A 19,269-nucleotide genomic window follows, 5' to 3' on the forward strand; every position below is an offset into this window, starting at 1 on the left:
TTTTATATTTTTAGGAACAGTTTGACAAGCTATGAATAAATTCTTTCCTCTGGTTTTCTTTCTCCTGTGTCAGTATTTGGTTTTCGGTCAAACGTTTAAGTTTAATAAGCAAATCAGAGGACTGGGAGAAACGCCCAATATTATTTATTCCATTGCCCAGGATCAAAAGGGCTTTATCTGGGTGGCTACTAACCAGGGGGTGAAGTTTTCCGACGGAATTCGTTCCGAATTTCTCCCGGATAGCATCCGCCAAACGTTTACCACAGAGCAAAACGTGTTCGTGGACGCGGACGGGCAGGTCTGGGTGTACCAGCAAAGTGGTCGGCCATTGGTCTATCGCCATACCGGTGATTCCTGGCAAAAAGCAGAAACACTGCTTACGGATAGCCTGGCTACTGGCAATCACAATTCCATGGTTTTTTTCTCCCTGGGACAAGGACCAAAGAAGGAGCTTTTTCTGGTACTGCCCGATTGGGTGATTCACCAGAAAAGATCCGGCGAGCCGTCCACCGCTTTACCGACCAGTGGGCTGGGAGACTTCTATTCCCATTTTGTCTCTGAAAACGATACACTATTTCTTTTCGAGCGAGGGGTCTACAGGATGTCAGCTGGTAGCTTTCAACGGGAGCAAAAAATGGATTTCTGGCCAGAGGACGAACCGCTGGTAAAAATGGCCCGCCTGCCCGGAAGCCAGTCTTATTTTTTCCTAACCCGAAACCGTCTCTACGCGGGAGAAAACCCCTATAGCCTGAGCGATACGCTGTATCGGATTACCCGTGACGAGCCCACTGGTCACAAAGATCGCTTTGACCTTTTTCTAAAAAACGAGAAAGTATACTTCTATTACAACTCGCACCTGTATCAATTCAATACGAAGACCCGGCGCCGTTTTGTGCTGTCGGTGTACGAGGAACTCAGAGTCCGGCAGGTAAACACGGCGATGGTGGACCGGGAAGGCATTATTTGGATTGGGACGTTTCGGGGATTGGCAAATCTTGCCAGCACCAAATTTCAAAATTTTGACGAACAAACGGGGGCTCCTGCGCCAGATATCTCGGCGGCGATTTTATATGGCCCGCAAAAATACCTGGTGGGTTTCGAAAACGGCATTCAGGCCTGGAGAGGGGGAACGCCCGCAGTTACGCATTTCTTCTCGTCGGAAATCGTTCCAGACCGGCGAGACCGGGTGCTGAACTTTAGTTTGGATAGCCGCGGCAATGTGTGGTTTTCAGCTTATGACCATGGGTTGGGTTTTTTTGATGCTGAGACTATGGACATGCGCTTGTTTTCACTGCCTGAAAACCAGTTGGTCTCCTACGTATGGACCGATGAGGAACACCTGTGGGTGGCCGGGGACCAGCGGGTGTACCGGGCCCGATTACCGGCGCCTGGCAGGTCACCCGATCTAAACGAATACGATATTGGCTTGCCTCCGGATAAACCCATCGGCTTTATCCGAAAAATCGGCCGGCTGAAAAATGGCAAATGGATGATTTTGGTAGCGGGAGGAACCGTTTCCTCGAATGAACTACGGGTCTATCCGAACGCAATCAAGTTGCAAGGATACGATTTTTTGGAACGAAACGACTCCCTTTTTGTCGGTACGGAAAAGGGGTTTTTCAGCCTTGAGGATACCGTATTGCGCCCTGCACGCATTCATGGACAAACCGTCGATCACCCGGTGTACGCTTTTTTGGAGGATGAAAAGGGCCAGTTATGGCTGGGTACCGATTCGGGGGTACTGTTACAGGAAGCGGATAGGCTTCGGGTGTTTACCGAAAAAACGGGCCTGATTGGAAACGATGTGGGTAGGGGTGCGCTGGCACAAGCAGATAAGGGCAGGATTCTTATTGGTACCCAAAACGGCGTATCGGTATACTATCCGGAAGAAGATCAGGAGTCGCTGGAAAGCCCCCTGGTCTTTCTAAAAAAAGTTGCCATATTGGATGCCATACCTGTAGAAACCGATTTTCTGAAAATCCCTTTTCGGTTAAACAATATTGTTTGTTCGTTTAGCGCGGCTAGTTTTCGAAACGCCCCGGACCTTACTATTTATTACTGGCTGGAAGGCCTTCACACGGAATGGCAAGCATTGGTAAACCCCCGTACCAACGAATTGTTTTTCAACAATCTCCCGCCGGGAGACTACCGGCTGGCGTTAAAGGCAGGTTTGTCAGGCTATCCGCCGTCCGAGGTCGTCTATTCAGATCGGTTTCAAATTGACCTTCCGTTTTACCTGCAGTTTTGGTTTCTATTGCTGCTTGCTGCCTTTCTGTTGGCCTTGGGCTATGGAATCAGCCTCTTGTACCGGCAGGCGAAAAACCAGGGCAGGATGCGGAACACCTTGCATCAGAAAACACAGGAGATAGCAAATCGGGAGGATCGGTTTCGAAATGTATGGAATAGCTCTCAAGACGGGCTGCTGCTTTCGGTTAAGGGAGGGAAAGTGATCGCCGCCAACCCTGTGCTTTGTGAAATGGCTTCGGTAACCGAAAAGGAGTTGCAAACCTATGGCGTCGCTCACCTGTTTGCCGATCCCGGGTTCTATCCGTCCATTCGGGATGAAATCAGCGAGGACCTGGCGAAAATTGACAACAGCGGGTTTACCCGGGAATTAAAAATGCCCTTTCGGGGCAAAACTAAGGAAATCGAGTTGTTTATTTCCCGAATGAAGGAGGATTTTGACGGGAATCCCTTGTACCTCAACGTGTTTCGGGATATTTCGACAAAGAAGGCATTTGAACAGGGCCTGAAGCATGCAAAGGAAAAAGCCGAGGAGGTGAGTCAGCTGAAGAGTAGCATCATTTCCAACATGAGTCACGAGCTAAGGACTCCTCTTAACGGTATATTGGGTAGTACCGAACACCTAATCCAACGAAGATCAGAGGATAAGGAACTGCTTGGTCACCTGGATATTATCCGGGAAAGTGGCGAAAGGCTGCTTCAAACAATGACCAATATATTGGATCTTTCCCAAATTGAAGCCGACCGGGTGGATTTCGTATTGGAAAAAACCAATATCAATGATTTTATTTCAAAAATTTTGGTAAAACATAAATCTGCGGGAATAAAAAAAGGTATCTTAGTCACTTCAAAGTTCCCCACCAGACCTTTTTTTGCAAATGTGGAACGTAAATGCCTGGAAATAATCGTTAATAATATCGTTGGTAACTCGATTAAGTATTCCGAGAAGGGCATGGTACAGGTACATGTGGAGAAAATTGAGCACCAGCTCGCGCTGCAGGTTCGGGATCAGGGAGTGGGGATCAGTGAAGACTACCTGGTCAAATTGTTTTATCCGTTTGAACAGGAAAGTAAGGGTTTTAACCGTAAATTTGAAGGAGCGGGAATCGGGTTGGCTATTTCTAAGCACCTGGTCGAACGCCTGGATGGAACCATACTTCTTGAGAGTGAAAAGGGGAAGGGTACCCTGGTAAAAATTTTCTTACCCTTGGACAGCTAAATCTATCATGGAAATGCGTGACTTTACGAATTCTGAACGTATGTTTTCCCTCAAAATACTGATTACGGAAGACGATACCGTGTCGGCACTTTTGCTCAAAAAAGCGCTGGAAAAAAACCACCACCAGATTATTGGAATGGCCGACTCCGGTGAGATGGCCCTGGAAATACTCGAGAATAACCGGGCGGATATTGTCATGATGGACATCAACCTGTCCGGAAAGCTGGACGGTATCAAAACCACGGAGATCATCAACGAAAAATACAACATCCCGGTAGTATACCTTACGGCGAGTTCCGATTCCGAAACCTTACAGAAGGTAGCCGTAACCAATCCCAGCGCCTACGTCATCAAACCCTTCAATATCCGGGAACTGAACATGGTGATTGAGTTGGCCATTTTTAAGGACAAAAAGGAAAAGGAACTGCAGAGTTTGAATAACGAGCTGGAGGAAAAGGTCAAAAAGCGTACCGCCGATCTCAACGAGGCCAACAAAGAGCTGCAAAAAGCGCTCGAAAAGGAACGGGAGTTGAGTGAACTGAAATCCCGTATCGTGCAGAACGTTTCCCATGGATTCAAGACCCCACTGACTTCCATTCTGAGTTCGGCCCAGTTGCTTAAGCTCTATGCCGAAAAAGACCATCCCTTCAAGGTCAAAATAGTGAAGCACGCAACGAAAATCGAAAATTCGGTGCGCAACCTCAACAGTTTGCTTACCAGCGTACTCTTCTTTGGAAAAGCGGATGCCGATAAAATGAACTACAAGCCGGTACGGATTTATACTTCTGCTTTTTTGAACGAAGTCGTCGACATGGTGAAGGCCGGGGTGGAAAACGATGTCAAAATTATCACTGATTTTGATAAGCTACCAAAAATGATCACCTCAGACATGGACTTGCTGTATCAGATTTTGGAAAACCTGCTTTCCAATGCCGTGAAGTATTCCAAGGATGGCGGGACGGTTACCTTTACGGTTCGTCACGAAAACGAAGTGCTCAAGCTTTCCATAAAGGATCAGGGAATTGGAATTTCCGATGGCGAACAATCCCAGCTGTTTGACCGTTTCTTTAGAGCAAAGAACGTTGGCCTACGTGAGGGTTCCGGTTTGGGCCTGTCCATCGTAAAAAAATGCATTGAAGTCATTGGAGGAAACATTTCTTTTACGAGTAAGATAAATAAGGGAACGGAATTCAAGCTTGAAATTCCGGCAAAAAAATAACGATTGATGATTGCCGCTACGTCTATTCAATTTGCATACAATAAAGAACAACCATTTTTTATTCCGGATTTTGAGATCAAAGGGGGCGAAGCCGTTTTGGTGCTCGGAAAATCCGGTAGTGGAAAAACCACCCTGCTGAACATTCTGGGTGGGCTGCTGGCCCCACAGCAAGGCGAGGTTCGGATAGACGGCATTTCCCTGTATTCCATGAAAGGAAACACGTTGGATAAATTCCGGGGAAAAAATATTGGAATTGTCTTTCAAAAGCCGCACATCCTTTCCCCGCTAACGGTAGAAGAAAACGTCGCCTTGCCTCGGTTTTTTGTCAACAAGCCCTCGGACGGAATGGTGGACCGGATCTTAAGCGAATTGGGTATCTTCGATAAAAAAAACGCAGGCATCCACACCCTAAGTGAAGGAGAGGCCCAGCGGGTGTCGATTGCCAGGGCTCTGGTCAACGAGCCCAAAATCATCCTGGCCGATGAACCTACGGCAAGCCTCGACGACGAAAACGCCAAAATCGTTGTGAACCTGCTGAAAGAACAAGCAAAGAAACTCAACGCATCGCTCCTGATTGTCACCCACGATCAACGCATCAAAGACGAAATTGAAACGCGTATCACCCTTACCCGGAAAGGTCTATGAACATGCTAAAGCTAAGCTGGAGCTACCTGATGGCAAAACCGTGGAATACGGGGCTGAATATTCTGTTATTGGCCCTGGGCCTATCCATTATAACGGTATTAATTTTAATACAGGACCAGTTTGAAAATAAGATGAACAGGGACGCCTCCGGCATTGACCTGGTCATTGGCGCCAAAGGAAGCCCGCTGCAATTGGTGCTTTCCTCTGTCTACCACATCGATTTTCCTACCGGAAATATTCCCCTGGAAGAAGCGGGAAAGTTGTCCAAAAACCGCCTTATCAAAAATACCATTCCGCTAGGCCTGGGAGACAACTACCAGGGATACCGGATTGTCGGCACCAACCACGATTACCTCGAACTGTATGGCGCGGAATTTGAGACTGGGGAAGCCTGGCGTCTACCTTTCGAGGTGGTATTGGGACAAGTGGCCGCACAAAAGCTGGACTTGAAAGTAGGCGATACCTTTGTTGGATCGCACGGCATTGCTTCTGCCAGCCACGAGCACGACGAGCACCCCTACGTAGTGGTAGGTGTGCTGGAAGCCAGGGGGAATGTGGTCGACCAACTGATACTCACCAGTGTGGAGTCGGTGTGGCTATCTCACGACGAGGAACACGACCACGATAAAATGGAGCAGGAAGTTAGCAAAACAGGGCTTCCGGAAGCCAGGGACGAGGAGGCACGTGAGCTTACCACCCTATTGGTGCAGTATCGAAACCCCATTGCGGCCGTTCAGTTGCCCCGTTTTGTTAACAGCCGTACCGCCCTGCAGGCGGCCTCTCCCTCCTTTGAGATTTCCCGGCTGTTTGAGTTGCTGGGAGTAGGCATATCCCTCATTCAAGGTCTGGCCCTGGTCATCGTCTCCATTGCAGCGCTGGGGATTTTCATAGCGCTGTACAATTCTCTTAAAGAAAGAAAGTACGATCTTGCCGTGATGCGGGCTATTGGCGCCTCCCGGGGCCAGCTATTTGTTCTGATTGTAATGGAAGGGTTGTTATTAACGTTTATGGGTGCGGTATCGGGGCTGCTCATCGGACACTTTTTTCTCCTGGTATTGGTTATGGTAAACGAACAGGGACTGATGTCCGGACTGACGGCCTTTGTTTTCCTTAGCAGTGAATGGTGGATCCTGGGCTATGCCCTGGCGGTGGGGATTATTGCCTCATTGATTCCCGCATGGAATGCCTACCGGACAGATATTGCCACACAACTAACCAAGTAAACAAATTGCATGCTATGAAGTATCTAATTATCCTATTGACGTTTTTGGCATTGCCTGGCCTGGCACAGCAAAATAGCGTATGGAAAGACCTCTCCAAAGTAACGTATGAAATTGGAGAGGATGAATTTGGCGAACTATACCTCCCGGTTTTTGACGAGAAAGTCAAAGGAATGGAAGGGAAAGAAGTCACGGCAGATGGATACATCATTCCTTTTGAAGGCATGTTCAAGCCGGAGCACATCATTCTCTCTTCCCTCCCGCTGGCGGAATGCTTTTTTTGCGGTTCCGGAGGCCCGGAGACCGTCATGGAAGTAATGCTGCAAGACCCGATTAAATACACCTCCAAAAAGGTACAGGTGAAAGGAACCCTGGTTTTGAATGCCAAGGATCCGGAGAAGCTGATGTACATCCTGACGGATGCCCAGCTTATCTCACCCTGATACCGGATGCTAGCGCGATGCGGCGGTAGCGGCTATTTCCAACTCCATTGCCAAAAAATCGGCCATGAGTTTTCTTGTTACCGGACCGGGCTTGCCGGTACCGATTCGAACCTGATCGATCTGTGTAATGGGCAGGATGCGCTTGGTGGTAGAACTGATAAAGACTTCGTCTGCCTGTAGGAGTTCATCCAGCCCAAAGTCGGCAAAGCTCACATCTCCGGCCAATTCGATTACCTTATTTCGGGTAATTCCCCAAAGAATATCGCGGTTGGGTGTGTACAATTGCCCGTGTTTCACCATGAAAATATTGCTTCTAGAGCTTTCCGAAACCCGCCCCTCGTGGTGGTAGACCACGTCCTCTGCCTGCTGGGCTTTCCAGTCCAGGCTCAGCCAACATGGATAGGTGTAGTTGGTGGTCTTGATGGCAGCGAGGGGTCGGACATAGTCCACACTTACAAGTTTTACGCCATTCCGGTATTTCTCTTCAGCAGGTAACTGCAGGGATTCGCAGAAAATAAAGAGTTGCCCTTTGGCAGGTAAAAAGTGGTTGGGCGACAGGCCTCCGGTAAGCACGATGCGGATTCCACCGTCAGCATGCGCATTTTTCTCTATCAATTCGTAGATGATTTCCTTTAGTTCCAATGGACTGTAGTCCAATGCCAGTCCGGCTTTTCTCGCGGATTCCGTAAAACGATTCAGGTACGCTTCCAAAAATAAGGGATGCCTGCCCACGGTTCTGAAAAAATCAAAAATGGCATACCCTCTGATCAAGCCAATATCCAGGGGATGCACCCGTGCCTGCTGGCTATCGATGATTTGGTCGGTTGAAAAACAAAATGGTTTCATGTTGTATCTATTTAATAATTAATTTTATTTTAACATTGTATTAATCATATTTACTATAAAAAAGTGGTACTTTTCATTTTTTTTTAATGTTATTTTATGCAGTTTTACGAGACAATTGGCAACTGTTTTTGTGTTCAATAAACCACGTAAACGATTCAATATGAAAGTAAGACCTTTTCCCTTATTTGTGCTATTTTTTGCACTGCTATTTTCGTGTGCGGCGGAAAAAGATGAAAATGTGGCGTTAAAAGAGCAAGTAATTGCCGTCCACGATGAGGTAATGCCGGAAATTGGAACCCTGAAAAGTCGGCAAAAAAAGTTGGAAGAAAAAGCAGACGCGCTGGCACAGGAGGCTAACGGAGTGGATACCGGAGAGCAGGTTCAGGAACTAAGGGCAGCAGCCCGATCCTGTGAGGCGGCTTACGATGGCATGTTTGTGTGGATGCGGCAGTTCGAGAGCGAGTACGACGGCATGACGGAAGAAGAGATCCGGAGTTACTTGCAGGATCAAATGAAGAAGGTGGAGCAGGTAAAAAAGGACATTCGATCTGCGTTGACCCGTTCCGACTCCCTGCTCAACGGGGGCTTGTGACGTTTTCGAGTGCCTGATTTACCTGTTCGGTGGAGACGATACCCTTTTTATGCCCCCACACATTATAGATATAGGTGGACAATTGAGCGATTTCCAGTGGCGTCAGTCCCGGATTGCCGGGCATGGCTTGGTTGTACACCTGTCCGTTCACCGTCATTTCACCTGCTACGCCATATTTTATCAGCCGAATCGTCCGGCCTATGTCCGATAGCATGTAATCCGAACTGCGGAGCGGGGGGATGAGTTTTGCCAAACCGCTTCCGTCTTCCTGATGGCAGTTGCTGCAATACGTCAGGTACAGTTGTTGCCCTTCAATGGCGTATTGTTTGGTTTTTAGCTCGTCTATGTCCCGTATTCCCTGGTCCCGCTTTTCGCCTGACGGGCCGCAGGCATGCAGGATGGTACCCAATAAGATCCAATAAGCTGCTCGTTTAGCCGTCCTCATCCGATTCATTCAATAACCTGGGAATAGCTTTTATCAGCCGGTTTACCTGCGTTTCCTTGGTACCGTCGTATACCCCACGTATCCGTCCTTTCCGGTCTATCAGAACGAAGGCTCCGCTGTGCAGGTATCCGCCTGGTTCGTCTTTGTCCGACATGGCAGTGGTCAGGTAGGAAGTTTGGCCGATTTCGAATATTTTTTCTTGTTCACCGGTTAGAAAATTCCAGGTTTGGGCATTCTCCACGCCTAGTCTGGCTGCGTAGTCTTTCAGCAGGGCCACCGTATCGTATTCGGGATCGATGGTATGGCTCAGAATTTTAAAATCAGGCTCGTCTTTGAACGCTTCGTATACGCGCAACATCTCCTTTTTCATGATGGGGCAGATGGTGGGGCAGCTGGTAAAAAAGAAATCGGCGACGTATACCTTTCCCCGTACGTCATCGTTGGATACCGACTCCCCTTCCTGGTTGACAAAGGTAAAGTCAGCGATTGTATGGTAGACCGTATCTACCCGGGTGACTCCATCAACGGTGATTTCCTCGGTATGGCGGTTGCCCAAAATGGGCAAGGACTCAGAGGTCGACGGATCCTGGCAAGCTGCCAAACCAACCAGCAGCAAGATAGGCATTGCAGAAAAAAACGGTGTATTCATTTTTTGATTATAGGACACCTCAGCAGGGGAATTAGTTCCGCTCGCGGCGCTTTTTGTACCACTTTGTCGCGAGCATCAGCAGTACCGCCAGGCCTACCAAACCCAGCATTCCCCAGAACATATCGACCAGGTTTTTGAGCACGATCAGAAAGACGATGGCGAACAGTAACAAGGTAGCCACTTCGTTCCATAGGCGCAGGCGCATGCTGTTCCAAACGGGCTTCCCTTGCTGGAGCGAGCGATAGATGCGCTGACAACCAAGTTGATAGGCATAAAGAAGGAATACAAAGCCAAGTTTTGCGTGCATAAAGGGCATTTGCAGGTAAGCCGGGCGGTAAAACAAGATGGCAATGCCCAAAATTAGCGTCAGGATAGCCGACGGCCAGGTGATGATGGTCCAGAGCCTTCGGGTCATCAGATCGAGTTGGGGTTTGAGGATAGCGCGCTCCGCTTCGGGGCGTTCCAGTGCTTCGGTCTGATAGATAAACAAGCGGACCACATAAAAAAGGCCTGCAAACCACGTGACTACAAATATTATGTGAAGCGCTTTGATGTATTCGAATGCCATTGTTGCAATTTTGTGCTAAATTAAGGGTTCACATTGGTTTTTTGATACAATGAAAACAAAATATTGGAGGTACCTGATTGGAGGCATCGTGGCCGTACTGCTGCTGGTGATGGTGTATGCGAGTCTTAGCCAGCCAGGGGTTCAGGACCTGAAAGGAGATTACCGCGAATTGGCCCGATACAGAAACGAAAACAACACCGGACCGGTCATTCGGATTTTTGCCGTGGCCACCGATGGAAAGCAATGGGAGGAAATGCGGGCTTACGGCGATTTTATGCCCCATACCAAATACGGGAATACCCGGGTATTCTTTTTTGACCGCGACCTGGGGGAAATCGAACTGTCCCCGGAGCCGCCATATTTTGATGCGAAATGGGAGCGGTATTGCATCGCTACCTATGAAAAAACTGCCATGGGACAGGTGAGGTGGCAGCAAGTTGATTGATCCAAGATCTCCGAAAGCGAGGAAGGCAAATCAGCCTTATCGGAGGAATAAGCCTCCCAGACGATGCCTGGGGGCTTTCCGGTATTTTGCCGGATAGGTGGGATCAGCTGAGCATGGCACCGTTTACCTGAAGGGTTTGTCCGGAGATGTAACTGCTCAGGTCCGATCCGAGAAAAACGCAGGCATCGGCCACCTCCTCGGGTTTTCCGCCCCGTTTCATGGGGATTCCGTCTCGCCAGCCTTGCACCGTTTTTTCGTCGAGGACTGCGGTCATCTCGGTTTCAATGAATCCGGGAGCGATGGCGTTGCATCGGATATTCCGGGATCCGAGTTCCAGGGCGACGGATTTGGTAAATCCGATGATTCCGGCTTTCGAAGCCGCATAATTGGCCTGACCGGCGTTGCCTTTGATCCCTACCACGGAGGTGATGTTGATGATGGAGCCGGCCTTTGCTTTCATCATGGTCCGGGTTACCGCTTTTACGGTGTTGAAGCACGATTTGAGGTTGGTACCGATCACCTCGTCCCAGTTTTCTTCGCTCATGCGCATCAACAGGTTGTCCCGTGTGATCCCCGCGTTGTTTACCAAAATGTCCAGGCCGCCAAATTCAGCGACCACATCGGCAATGAGTTGCTCGGCTGCCTGATAATCAGAGGCGTCGGAGCGGAAGCCTTTTGCTTTGATGCCAAAGGCTGCCAGTTCCTTTTCCAGTTGTTCGCCTTTTTCTACACTAGACAAAAAAGTAAAGGCCACGTCCGCGCCTTCCTCGGCGAAGCGGATGGCAATGGCCCTTCCGATCCCTTTGGAAGCCCCGGTTACCAGGGCTTTTTTTCCTGTTAGTAATCCCATAGTCAAAATTTTTAGTGTTTTTTCTTTGCCAAAAATAGGTATTTATTCCAAAATATCGGGAAGGGGATTGGAATTAATGCTTTTGTCTTCTTTGGAGATTTGCGTTGGATCTATGCTTTCATTGGGTTTCTACCAGCTTTGATTATCAAAACCAAATTTTTTTCTGAACATTATTCTTTTAAATTTGCATAGCAAAAAAAGAAATCAAAATCGAATCATATGTCTTCAACAAAATTTGATGTCATCGTGCTGGGCACAGGCCCAGGAGGTTATGTAGCAGCGATCCGGGCCTCGCAGCTCGGGCTGAAAGTTGCCGTGGTGGAAGCAGAAGAGCTGGGGGGTATCTGTCTGAATTGGGGATGCATCCCGACCAAAGCCCTGATTAAAAGTGCTCAGGTATTTGAATACATCAACCATGCGGCCGATTACGGCATTTCCGTGGACAAGGCCAGCGTCAATTTTGAGGACATGATCAAACGAAGCCGCGACGTGGCTGCCGGTATGAGCAAGGGCGTGCAGTTTCTGATGAAGAAAAATAAAATCGAACAGTTGCTGGGTTGGGGAAAAGTGAAACCTGGAAAAAAAGTGGAGGTCGAAGATAAGGATGGAAAGAAAACCGAGTACAGCGCTGACCACATCATCATTGCCACGGGCGGCAGATCCAAGGAATTGCCGGCGTTGAAGATTGACAATAAGAAAATCGTCGGCTACCGAAAAGCCATGACCCTGGATAAAATGCCTAAAAAGATGGTGGTGGTAGGCTCTGGCGCCATCGGGGTGGAATTTGCCTACGTGTACCGCTCCATCGGTGTGGAAGTGACCATTGTGGAGTTTCTAGACCGGATCGTCCCTAACGAAGACGAGGAAGTATCCAAGACCTTGGAGAAACTATACAAGAAAAAAGGCATTGAAATCATGACCAGCGCGGAGGTTACCCAGGTAGACACCAAAGGGTCCGGCTGCAAAGTAACGGTCAAAACCAAAGGGGGCGAAGAAGTGATCGAGTGCGACCTGGTGCTGTCTGCAGTGGGCGTGGTATCCAATGTGGAAAATTGCGGCCTGGAAGATGTGGGCATCCTGGTGGACAAAGGTAAAATCAAAGTAGACGAATACTACAAAACCAATATGCCGGGCTACTATGCGATCGGTGATGTGGTGGCAGGACCGGCACTAGCCCATGTGGCTTCCGCCGAAGGGATTATCTGTGTAGAAAAAATTGCGGGTCAGCATCCCGATCCGCTGGACTATAACAACATCCCCGGCTGTACCTACTGCATCCCCGAAATCGCATCAGTTGGGTACACCGAAGCAAAGGCCAAGGAAGCCGGTTACGAATTGAAAGTCGGTAAATTTCCGTTTTCCGCCTCTGGAAAGGCTTCGGCTGCTGGTGCCAAAGACGGCTTTGTGAAGTTGGTGTTTGACGCCAAATACGGGGAGTTGCTTGGCGCTCACATGATCGGATCCAACGTAACGGAGATGATTGCCGAAATAGTCGCCATCCGTAAACTGGAAACTACCGGCCACGAACTGATAAAAACAGTTCATCCGCACCCAACCATGTCGGAAGCCATCATGGAGGCTGCCGCTGCGGCCTACGGCGAAGTCATTCACCTGTAGGGGCATCGCCGGAAGGCAGTTTGGAATGGATTGTAGGTACTAGCTACTGAGATAGGTTTTTTGGAAGAGCAGGATTTGATACGAGGGCTTCGGGCCAAAGACCGGCAGGTCCAGGAATATTTGTACGAAAAGTATTCCAGGGCACTGTATGGTATTGTGCGCAGGATAATTTTCGATCAGGAAATAGCGGAGGAGGTTTTTCACGATGCCTTTCTGAAAATTGCGAAAAAGATCGATTCCTACGATGAGGCAAACGGGCGGTTGTACACCTGGATGGCGGCAATCTGCCGGAATGCCGCGATCGATAAAACCCGATCCAAAGAATTTTCCACCAATAGTAAGACCAATACCATCGATGCCTACGTATATGCGTTGGAGGGAGAATCCGATACAGCCGCCACAGTAGACGGGATCGGGGTTCGGGAACTAATGGACGATTTGAACGAAGAGCAGCGGCTGGTGATGGAATGCATCTATTTTAAAGGGTATACCCATTCGGAAGTGGCAGAGATGTACTCCCTGCCGCTCGGGACGGTAAAATCACGGGTCAGGGCTGCCCTACAGGTGTTGAAAAAGAAAGCAGGTAAAATTTAGTGGACATACAGGCTTACATATCGTCTGGCAAGTTGGAGCTTTTTGTTTTGGGAGACCTTAACGAAACGGAGCGGCGGGAAGTGCTTTCCCTGGCCAAAGCGTACCCAGAAATCCAACGGGAGATCGAGGCCATTGAGGCCATGCAGTTTGACTTCGACCAACGATCCGGGAGGGAGCCTTCCGTGCGCGTGAAGGATAAAATTTTTGCCAGCCTGGAGGCCGACCGACATGCGGCGTCCGCTACGAAAAAACAAAAGGAGCGGACGCTTGCCGCTACCTCTTGGAAAAATTTCGCCGTGGCTGCCTCGGTCACCGCCCTACTTGCCATTGGACTTGCCGGCTATTTTGGATACCGTTACTACGAGGCGGAAGCACGGGTAACGCAAGCGCTGGCACAAAATGCCCGGTTGGCCGAGAACCTCCAAAACAATCAGGTGCGTTTCGATCAACTGGATTCCCGGACCAAACAGCTGTTATCCGGCAATTTTGAACGCGTCCCCATGGAGGCAACCGGCCTTCCCATGCAGGAAGAAGCCCGGGTGGATGTCTTCTGGGACCGGGAGAGTCAGGAGGTTTTCCTTTCGGTAAACCAATTGGCAGATTTGGATGAAAACAGCGATTACCAGTTGTGGGCCATTGGGGCCGATGGTCCGAAAGGCATCGGCCTGGTGAATCCCGGAGAAAAATTAAACCTCCAAACCATGCAAGCGGCTTCGGAAGCGCAGGCCTTTGCCATCACCATTGAACCGAAGGGAGGGAGTGCCAGTCCTACCCTCGAAAAATTGGTCGTGCTGGGAGAGGTTTCCTGAGGCCCATGCAAAAAGTGCTGCCCGGATCCCGCCGGGTATTGATGCAGCTGCTATTTTATTTTAACTTGCAGGTATAACATTCCCTCACATGGAACTACAACTTTCTACCCCCGGTTTGCTTTTTTCCGCCATTACCTTGTTGATGCTGGCGTATACCAACCGGTTTTTGGCCATGGCCAATCTGATTCGGGGGCTCCATAAAAAATACCTGGAAAGCAGTAGTCAGGAAAAAGCAATCATCGGCCAAATCAAAAACCTACGAAAACGGCTGAACATGATCAAAAACATGCAGATATTCGGCGTTCTGAGTTTCCTGCTGTGCGTGATCTGCATGTTTTTGCTCTACCAGGAATTTATCACTGCTGCAAATTGGGTGTTTATGGGGAGCATGCTTTGCCTGTTGATTTCCCTGGCCATATCCTTGGCGGAACTACAAATCTCAACCAATGCGCTGAATCTGGAGCTGCTGGACATGGAAGACGTGCTCAACCGGCAAAGCAGCAGCAGTTTGAATCAGTTGTTTACCAATAAAGAAGCGAACAAATGAGCGAAACCGTTGGCGCGATCGATCTGCGCAGCGATACCCTTACCCAGCCCAGCCGGGAAATGAAAGAAGCCATGATGCAAGCCAGCCTGGGGGACGACGTGTTTGGTGAAGACCCCACCGTCCGGCAACTGGAGACCAAGCTGGCCGGTATTTTCGGAATGGAAGCAGGGCTCTTCTGCCCCTCCGGGACCATGAGCAATCAGATCGCTATCCGGCTTCATACCGGTCCGCAAACCGAGGTGATTTGCCATAAATATTCCCACGTCTATCTTTACGAGGGAGGGGGCATCATGTCCAACAGCCAGGCTTCCGTAAAGCTATTGGACGGCGCGGCGGGGAAACTGCAGGTAGAAGCCATAAGGGAGTCCATCAATCCGGACGACGATCATGCGCCGGAAACGACGCTGGTTTCTCTGGAAAACACCATGAACAAAGGAGGCGGAAGCGTGTATACGCTGGAAGAAGTCCGTCCCATTCGTCAATTGTGCAAAGAAACCGGTTTGAAACTGCACCTGGATGGAGCCAGGCTGTTCAATGCCCTTGTTTATTCCGGCGAGCGGCCCCATGACTGGGGTAAAATGTGCGATACCCTTTCCATATGCCTGAGCAAAGGCCTGGGCTGTCCGGTGGGCTCGGTGCTGCTGGGCAGTCAGGCAACCATACGAAAAGCCAGAAAAGTACGCAAGGCACTTGGGGGAGGAATGCGTCAGGCCGGCATGTTGGCAGCTGCCGGAATTTACGCCCTGGATCATCACGTAGCCCGACTGGAGGAGGACCACGATCGCGCCCGCTTGATCGCCCACTTGCTAGCCAGGGTCCCCGGAGTGAGCGAGATTCTCCCGGTAGCGACCAATATCGTGATTGCCCGTTTGGATAGAATAAGTCCCGAATCCTTTTTGGAGCAATTGGCGGACAAGCAGATTCGCGCCGTAAAATTCGGAAAAGACCAGATCCGGATGGTCACTCACCTGGATATCGAAGACCGTCACTTGGAAGCAATGGAGCAGCGGTTCGCGCAGTGGAAGGTACGGTTTTGATCCCGCGTTCCTTGGGGAAGGTTCCGAAGGAATAGGCGAATAGTCCCCGTTGCCAGTTGACGTACATCCACCTAAATGCAAGAGACATGGATCAAATACCATTGGCTGAACGAATGCGGCCGGCGAAACTCGAAGACCTGATTGGGCAGGAACACTTGACCCGGCCGGGAACATTTTTGTACCAGGCCATTCGATCGGGCTCGGTTCCTTCGCTGATCCTATGGGGGCCTCCCGGCGTGGGCAAGACCACCATCGCCAATATCATCGCCAACGAGGTCAAGGCGCCTTTTTACACACTAAGCGCCATTAGCTCCGGCGTGAAAGACATTCGAGAGGTAATTCAAAAGGCCCGCTTCCAGCAGGGTGTGGTGCTGTTTATTGACGAGATCCATCGGTTCAATAAGTCCCAACAGGATGCCTTATTGGGGGCTGTGGAGAAGGGAACCATTCGGCTGATAGGCGCTACTACTGAGAATCCTTCCTTTGAAGTGAATGCCGCCCTGCTCTCGCGCTGCCAGGTTTTTACCCTCAATCCCCTGGGTAAACCCGAACTTGAAGCCATGTTGCAGCAGGCCCTGGAAAAGGATTTGGACATCAAGAAACGCAATGTTAAGTTAAAAGAAACCGATGCCCTGCTGCGAATTTCCGGTGGAGATGGGCGCAAACTACTGAATTTACTCGAAATCGTTATCGACAGCTTGCCGGGAGATCCGGTGGTGATTGAAAACGATCGGGTCATGGAGGTAGCCCAGCAAAAGGTGGCGCTCTACGATAAATCCGGTGAGCAGCATTACGACATCATATCGGCATTTATCAAATCCATCCGGGGTTCCGACCCCAATGCGGCCGTATATTGGCTGGCCCGGATGATCGAAGGAGGAGAGGACGTGAAATTTATCGCCCGCCGACTGCTGATCCTGGCCTCGGAAGACATCGGCAATGCCAATCCCAATGCCTTGCTGCTCGCCACGAATTGCTTTCAGGCCGTCAACGTCATTGGCTATCCGGAGTCGCGCATCATTTTGTCCCAATGCGTAACCTATCTGGCGTCCTCGCCGAAAAGCAACGCCAGCTATACGGCCATCAATCAGGCCCAGGCGCTGGTGCGGCAGGAAGGGGATTTGCCGGTTCCCCTGCACCTACGCAATGCGCCCACGAAACTCATGAAGGATTTGGATTACGGAAAATCCTACCGATACGCCCATGATTTTGAAAATAATTTTGTGTCCCAGGAATTCCTTCCGGACAAACTGGTCCGAACGAAGCTCTACGATCCCGGCCGCAACCCACGTGAAAACGAACTCCGAAAGCATTTACAAAAGTTGTGGGGGGACAAATACGGTTACTAGAAGGCCGCCTCTGCCGAAAAAATGGCGGAATTCGCGGCTAGGAACCCGGGGATCGAAGTGAATGGGAGGTAGGCTAGCGCTCAGATCAAAAGCAATCCCTCGTCCGTTTTCGAAAACCTGGAGAAGAGGCAGATTTCGAGCAAATCCGGTTTTTCGTCCTTTGCGATTTTACCATAAAAATTACTCGAAGGACAGTTCATTGCCCGGATCATAAATTCACCTTGTATACTCGATTCCCTGGACAGGTGCCCAGCAAGCTACGGCAGAACATTAGGGTTAGTTTTACACCAGAGCCCTGTACCGTTCGCTATGCTGCATCGGGCTGGTAGTGTTCTTGCCTATACCGGTAGTTGTTTCTGGCACAAAGGCCGGAAAGATAGTCGTGGTCAACGTTGGTTTCTATCCCAAAATTTGTGATTTTAGCGCATCGTTCTTACATCAGGTGGCTTCCGGCTGGGGGCTTTTCTCCTAGTGGGCCCGATCCCTACTCACGCAAATCCTTTCCTATGCAAAGTAATTCCGTTTTTTGGCTGGTAATTTTATTGGGTTGTCTGCTTTCTGCTGACCGTACCCTTGCCAGCGGCCCCTTATCACTAGCCGATCCGCTCGATGGAAAGGTCATCATTCTGGACCCGGGACATGGCGGAACAGCGGCTACCGATTCCTACCGGGTAGGACCTTCCGGAGAACGGGAAGAATGGGTGAACCTACGCGTTGCCCTTTTATTACGAGACCTACTGGAAGAGGCCGGGGCCAAAGTGGTCCTTACCCGGGATAGCGACACCTTCGTGCCACTGGAAGACCGAAGTCGCTTGGCGCTGGAAAGCAAGGGTGACCTCTTCGTTTCCATCCATCACAACGCTACGGCTGATCCCTCGGTAAATTTCCCCATCATTTACTTTCATGGGGCAGCCATGGAAAATCAGTCCAGTGTGCTTTTGGGAGAAAAAATCGCCCTTGCTTTGCGCAAGCATTTGTTTGGTGGGAAGGGTCCCTACAGCCTGGTATCGGACCACACCATCTTCTCCAAGTCGGGTGCCAGCGTGTTGCGAGGCACCTACGGCATGCCTGCCGTCATTGGAGAAGCGACGTTTTTTACCCACCCGAAGGAGGAGAAACGGCTGAAAAAACAAGCCTACAACCGCAAGGAAGCAGTTGCCTACCTGGAGGCGATTCGGGCATTTTTCTCCGAAGACCTGCCGCCAATACTGGAGAAATCCCTACCGCTTCGGCTACCGCCTTTTGAGGTGTTTCAGGAGGCAGAGCGCATGCGCCCGGAAGCCTTGCAATGGAAGGAAAATTACGAGCAGGCCAATCGCCTGTACGAAAAAGGAGATGCCGCGGCCAGGCTGCAGGCATTATCGTTGCTGAACCTGAGTGTAAAGGCTTTTCCGGATTCCTACCTGGCACGGGACTGCCACGAACTTCGGGTGGCGATTCTGAAAGCGCAAGGCAAATCGGAAGAGGCGGCCATAGAAGCACTGCGGCTGGAGGCATTTTATCCCCGGTAAATGCTAGGCCGTTCGATTTTTTAACTCTTCGTCCAGTTGGGACAACACCGCCTCCAAAACGGTATTGGTTTCCATGATCATAGGAGAGAGTTTTTCCCAAGCGCCTCCGTCTTCTGCCAGCCGCTCTACCTCCCGGATCACGGGGCTAAGCACGTCAATCCGTAAGTTGTCTATACTGGGTTTGATCTGGTGTGCCAGGTTTTTGATTTCGTTTAGGTCTTTCTGATCAAACGCATTGTTCAAGCCGTCTATGGTACTTTTGGCCTGCGTCACAAAAAGCTTTATCATTTCCCGGATAAAGTCATCACTTCCTCCGCTGATTTCCTCCAAATTTATGAGATTGTATAGTTTATCCTGACTGTTTTTCATTGTTGGATCGGTCGGTTTTTTTTCCAAATATACCAAATATCATGCGTTTTA

Annotated in this window: 20 protein-coding genes; 14 read left to right on the forward strand and 6 right to left on the reverse strand. The window is 49.8% G+C overall.

Annotated features, from left to right (window positions below):
- The first annotated feature begins 31 nt into the window (after nt 1–31).
- The 5 genes from BMW71_RS14905 to BMW71_RS14925 are packed head-to-tail and all read left to right on the forward strand — an operon-like array spanning nt 32 to nt 6,990.
- Nucleotides 32–3,463 carry an ATP-binding protein gene (locus tag BMW71_RS14905; RefSeq protein WP_092175595.1) on the forward strand — a complete coding sequence of 1,144 codons (3,432 nt, stop codon included), beginning with the start codon at nt 32–34 and terminating at the stop codon, nt 3,461–3,463.
- Nucleotides 3,464–3,503: 40 nt separating this feature from the next.
- Nucleotides 3,504–4,682, forward strand: coding sequence for a hybrid sensor histidine kinase/response regulator (locus tag BMW71_RS14910; protein ID WP_092176103.1), 1,179 nt, complete (start codon nt 3,504–3,506; stop codon nt 4,680–4,682).
- 6 nt (nt 4,683–4,688) lie between these two features.
- Nucleotides 4,689–5,327: an ABC transporter ATP-binding protein gene (locus BMW71_RS14915; RefSeq protein ID WP_092175598.1), complete on the forward strand. Its 639-nt coding sequence runs from the start codon at nt 4,689–4,691 to the stop codon at nt 5,325–5,327.
- Nucleotides 5,324–6,550, forward strand: a complete 1,227-nt coding sequence (locus tag BMW71_RS14920; RefSeq protein ID WP_092175601.1) for an ABC transporter permease — start codon at nt 5,324–5,326, stop codon at nt 6,548–6,550. Before BMW71_RS14915 ends, BMW71_RS14920 begins: the two co-directional genes overlap by 4 nt.
- Before the next feature lie 14 nt (nt 6,551–6,564).
- A complete protein-coding gene (locus BMW71_RS14925) occupies nt 6,565–6,990 on the forward strand; it encodes a hypothetical protein (protein WP_092175604.1) in 426 nt (141 codons plus the stop codon).
- 9 nt (nt 6,991–6,999) lie between these two features.
- Here BMW71_RS14925 and BMW71_RS14930 read toward each other — a convergent pair whose 3' ends face one another.
- Nucleotides 7,000–7,836, reverse strand: coding sequence for an aminotransferase class IV (locus BMW71_RS14930; RefSeq protein ID WP_092175606.1), 837 nt, complete (start codon nt 7,834–7,836; stop codon nt 7,000–7,002).
- A gap of 160 nt (nt 7,837–7,996) precedes the next feature.
- Between BMW71_RS14930 and BMW71_RS14935 the strand changes: the two genes are divergently transcribed.
- A complete protein-coding gene (locus BMW71_RS14935) occupies nt 7,997–8,428 on the forward strand; it encodes a hypothetical protein (protein ID WP_092175609.1) in 432 nt (143 codons plus the stop codon).
- Here the strand turns inward: BMW71_RS14935 and BMW71_RS14940 are convergent.
- Genes BMW71_RS14940 through BMW71_RS14950 form a run of 3 tightly spaced genes read right to left on the reverse strand, consistent with a single transcriptional unit; the run spans nt 8,412 to nt 10,090 of the window.
- The gene (locus BMW71_RS14940) at nt 8,412–8,882 is read right to left on the reverse strand and encodes a c-type cytochrome (protein WP_244891185.1); all 471 of its coding nucleotides are present in this window, start codon (nt 8,880–8,882) and stop codon (nt 8,412–8,414) included. The two genes, BMW71_RS14935 and BMW71_RS14940, sit on opposite strands and share 17 nt — an antisense overlap.
- Nucleotides 8,860–9,498, reverse strand: coding sequence for an SCO family protein (locus tag BMW71_RS14945; protein WP_244891197.1), 639 nt, complete (start codon nt 9,496–9,498; stop codon nt 8,860–8,862). The genes BMW71_RS14940 and BMW71_RS14945 overlap by 23 nt, the downstream gene beginning before the upstream one ends.
- 55 nt (nt 9,499–9,553) lie before the next feature.
- On the reverse strand, nt 9,554–10,090 hold the full coding sequence (locus tag BMW71_RS14950) for a CopD family protein (protein ID WP_092175617.1): 537 nt from the start codon (nt 10,088–10,090) through the stop codon (nt 9,554–9,556).
- Nucleotides 10,091–10,139: 49 nt separating this feature from the next.
- Here BMW71_RS14950 and BMW71_RS14955 point away from each other — a divergent pair, with 49 nt between their 5' ends.
- Nucleotides 10,140–10,535, forward strand: a complete 396-nt coding sequence (locus BMW71_RS14955; RefSeq protein ID WP_092175619.1) for a hypothetical protein — start codon at nt 10,140–10,142, stop codon at nt 10,533–10,535.
- Nucleotides 10,536–10,638: 103 nt separating this feature from the next.
- Here the strand turns inward: BMW71_RS14955 and fabG are convergent, their stop codons facing one another.
- Nucleotides 10,639–11,385: a 3-oxoacyl-[acyl-carrier-protein] reductase gene (fabG, locus tag BMW71_RS14960; RefSeq protein ID WP_092175621.1), complete on the reverse strand. Its 747-nt coding sequence runs from the start codon at nt 11,383–11,385 to the stop codon at nt 10,639–10,641.
- Between the two features lie 219 nt (nt 11,386–11,604).
- On the opposite strand from fabG, the gene lpdA reads away from it, so the two are divergent.
- The 7 genes from lpdA (at nt 11,605) to BMW71_RS14995 (ending at nt 18,849) form a co-directional block, all read left to right on the forward strand.
- On the forward strand, nt 11,605–13,002 hold the full coding sequence (lpdA, locus tag BMW71_RS14965; RefSeq protein WP_092175623.1) for a dihydrolipoyl dehydrogenase: 1,398 nt from the start codon (nt 11,605–11,607) through the stop codon (nt 13,000–13,002).
- A 60-nt stretch (nt 13,003–13,062) separates the two neighbouring features.
- Nucleotides 13,063–13,596, forward strand: a complete 534-nt coding sequence (locus BMW71_RS14970; protein ID WP_092175626.1) for an RNA polymerase sigma factor — start codon at nt 13,063–13,065, stop codon at nt 13,594–13,596.
- The gene (locus tag BMW71_RS14975; RefSeq protein WP_092175629.1) at nt 13,596–14,405 is read left to right on the forward strand and encodes an anti-sigma factor; all 810 of its coding nucleotides are present in this window, start codon (nt 13,596–13,598) and stop codon (nt 14,403–14,405) included. Before BMW71_RS14970 ends, BMW71_RS14975 begins: the two co-directional genes overlap by 1 nt.
- An 88-nt stretch (nt 14,406–14,493) precedes the next feature.
- Nucleotides 14,494–14,952 (forward strand): DUF2721 domain-containing protein, encoded by a 459-nt coding sequence (locus BMW71_RS14980; RefSeq protein ID WP_092175631.1) that lies wholly within the window; start codon nt 14,494–14,496, stop codon nt 14,950–14,952.
- On the forward strand, nt 14,949–15,989 hold the full coding sequence (locus BMW71_RS14985) for a threonine aldolase family protein (protein WP_092175634.1): 1,041 nt from the start codon (nt 14,949–14,951) through the stop codon (nt 15,987–15,989). The genes BMW71_RS14980 and BMW71_RS14985 overlap by 4 nt, the downstream gene beginning before the upstream one ends.
- An 86-nt stretch (nt 15,990–16,075) precedes the next feature.
- Nucleotides 16,076–17,338: a replication-associated recombination protein A gene (locus BMW71_RS14990; protein ID WP_092175637.1), complete on the forward strand. Its 1,263-nt coding sequence runs from the start codon at nt 16,076–16,078 to the stop codon at nt 17,336–17,338.
- A 506-nt stretch (nt 17,339–17,844) separates the two neighbouring features.
- The gene (locus BMW71_RS14995; RefSeq protein WP_092175640.1) at nt 17,845–18,849 is read left to right on the forward strand and encodes an N-acetylmuramoyl-L-alanine amidase family protein; all 1,005 of its coding nucleotides are present in this window, start codon (nt 17,845–17,847) and stop codon (nt 18,847–18,849) included.
- Between the two features lie 3 nt (nt 18,850–18,852).
- Here the strand turns inward: BMW71_RS14995 and BMW71_RS15000 are convergent, their stop codons facing one another.
- A complete protein-coding gene (locus tag BMW71_RS15000; RefSeq protein ID WP_092175643.1) occupies nt 18,853–19,218 on the reverse strand; it encodes an Hpt domain-containing protein in 366 nt (121 codons plus the stop codon).
- Nucleotides 19,219–19,269 lie beyond the last annotated feature (51 nt).

The organism is Cyclobacterium xiamenense (assembly GCF_900109255.1).
GTDB lineage: Bacteria > Bacteroidota > Bacteroidia > Cytophagales > Cyclobacteriaceae > Cyclobacterium > Cyclobacterium xiamenense.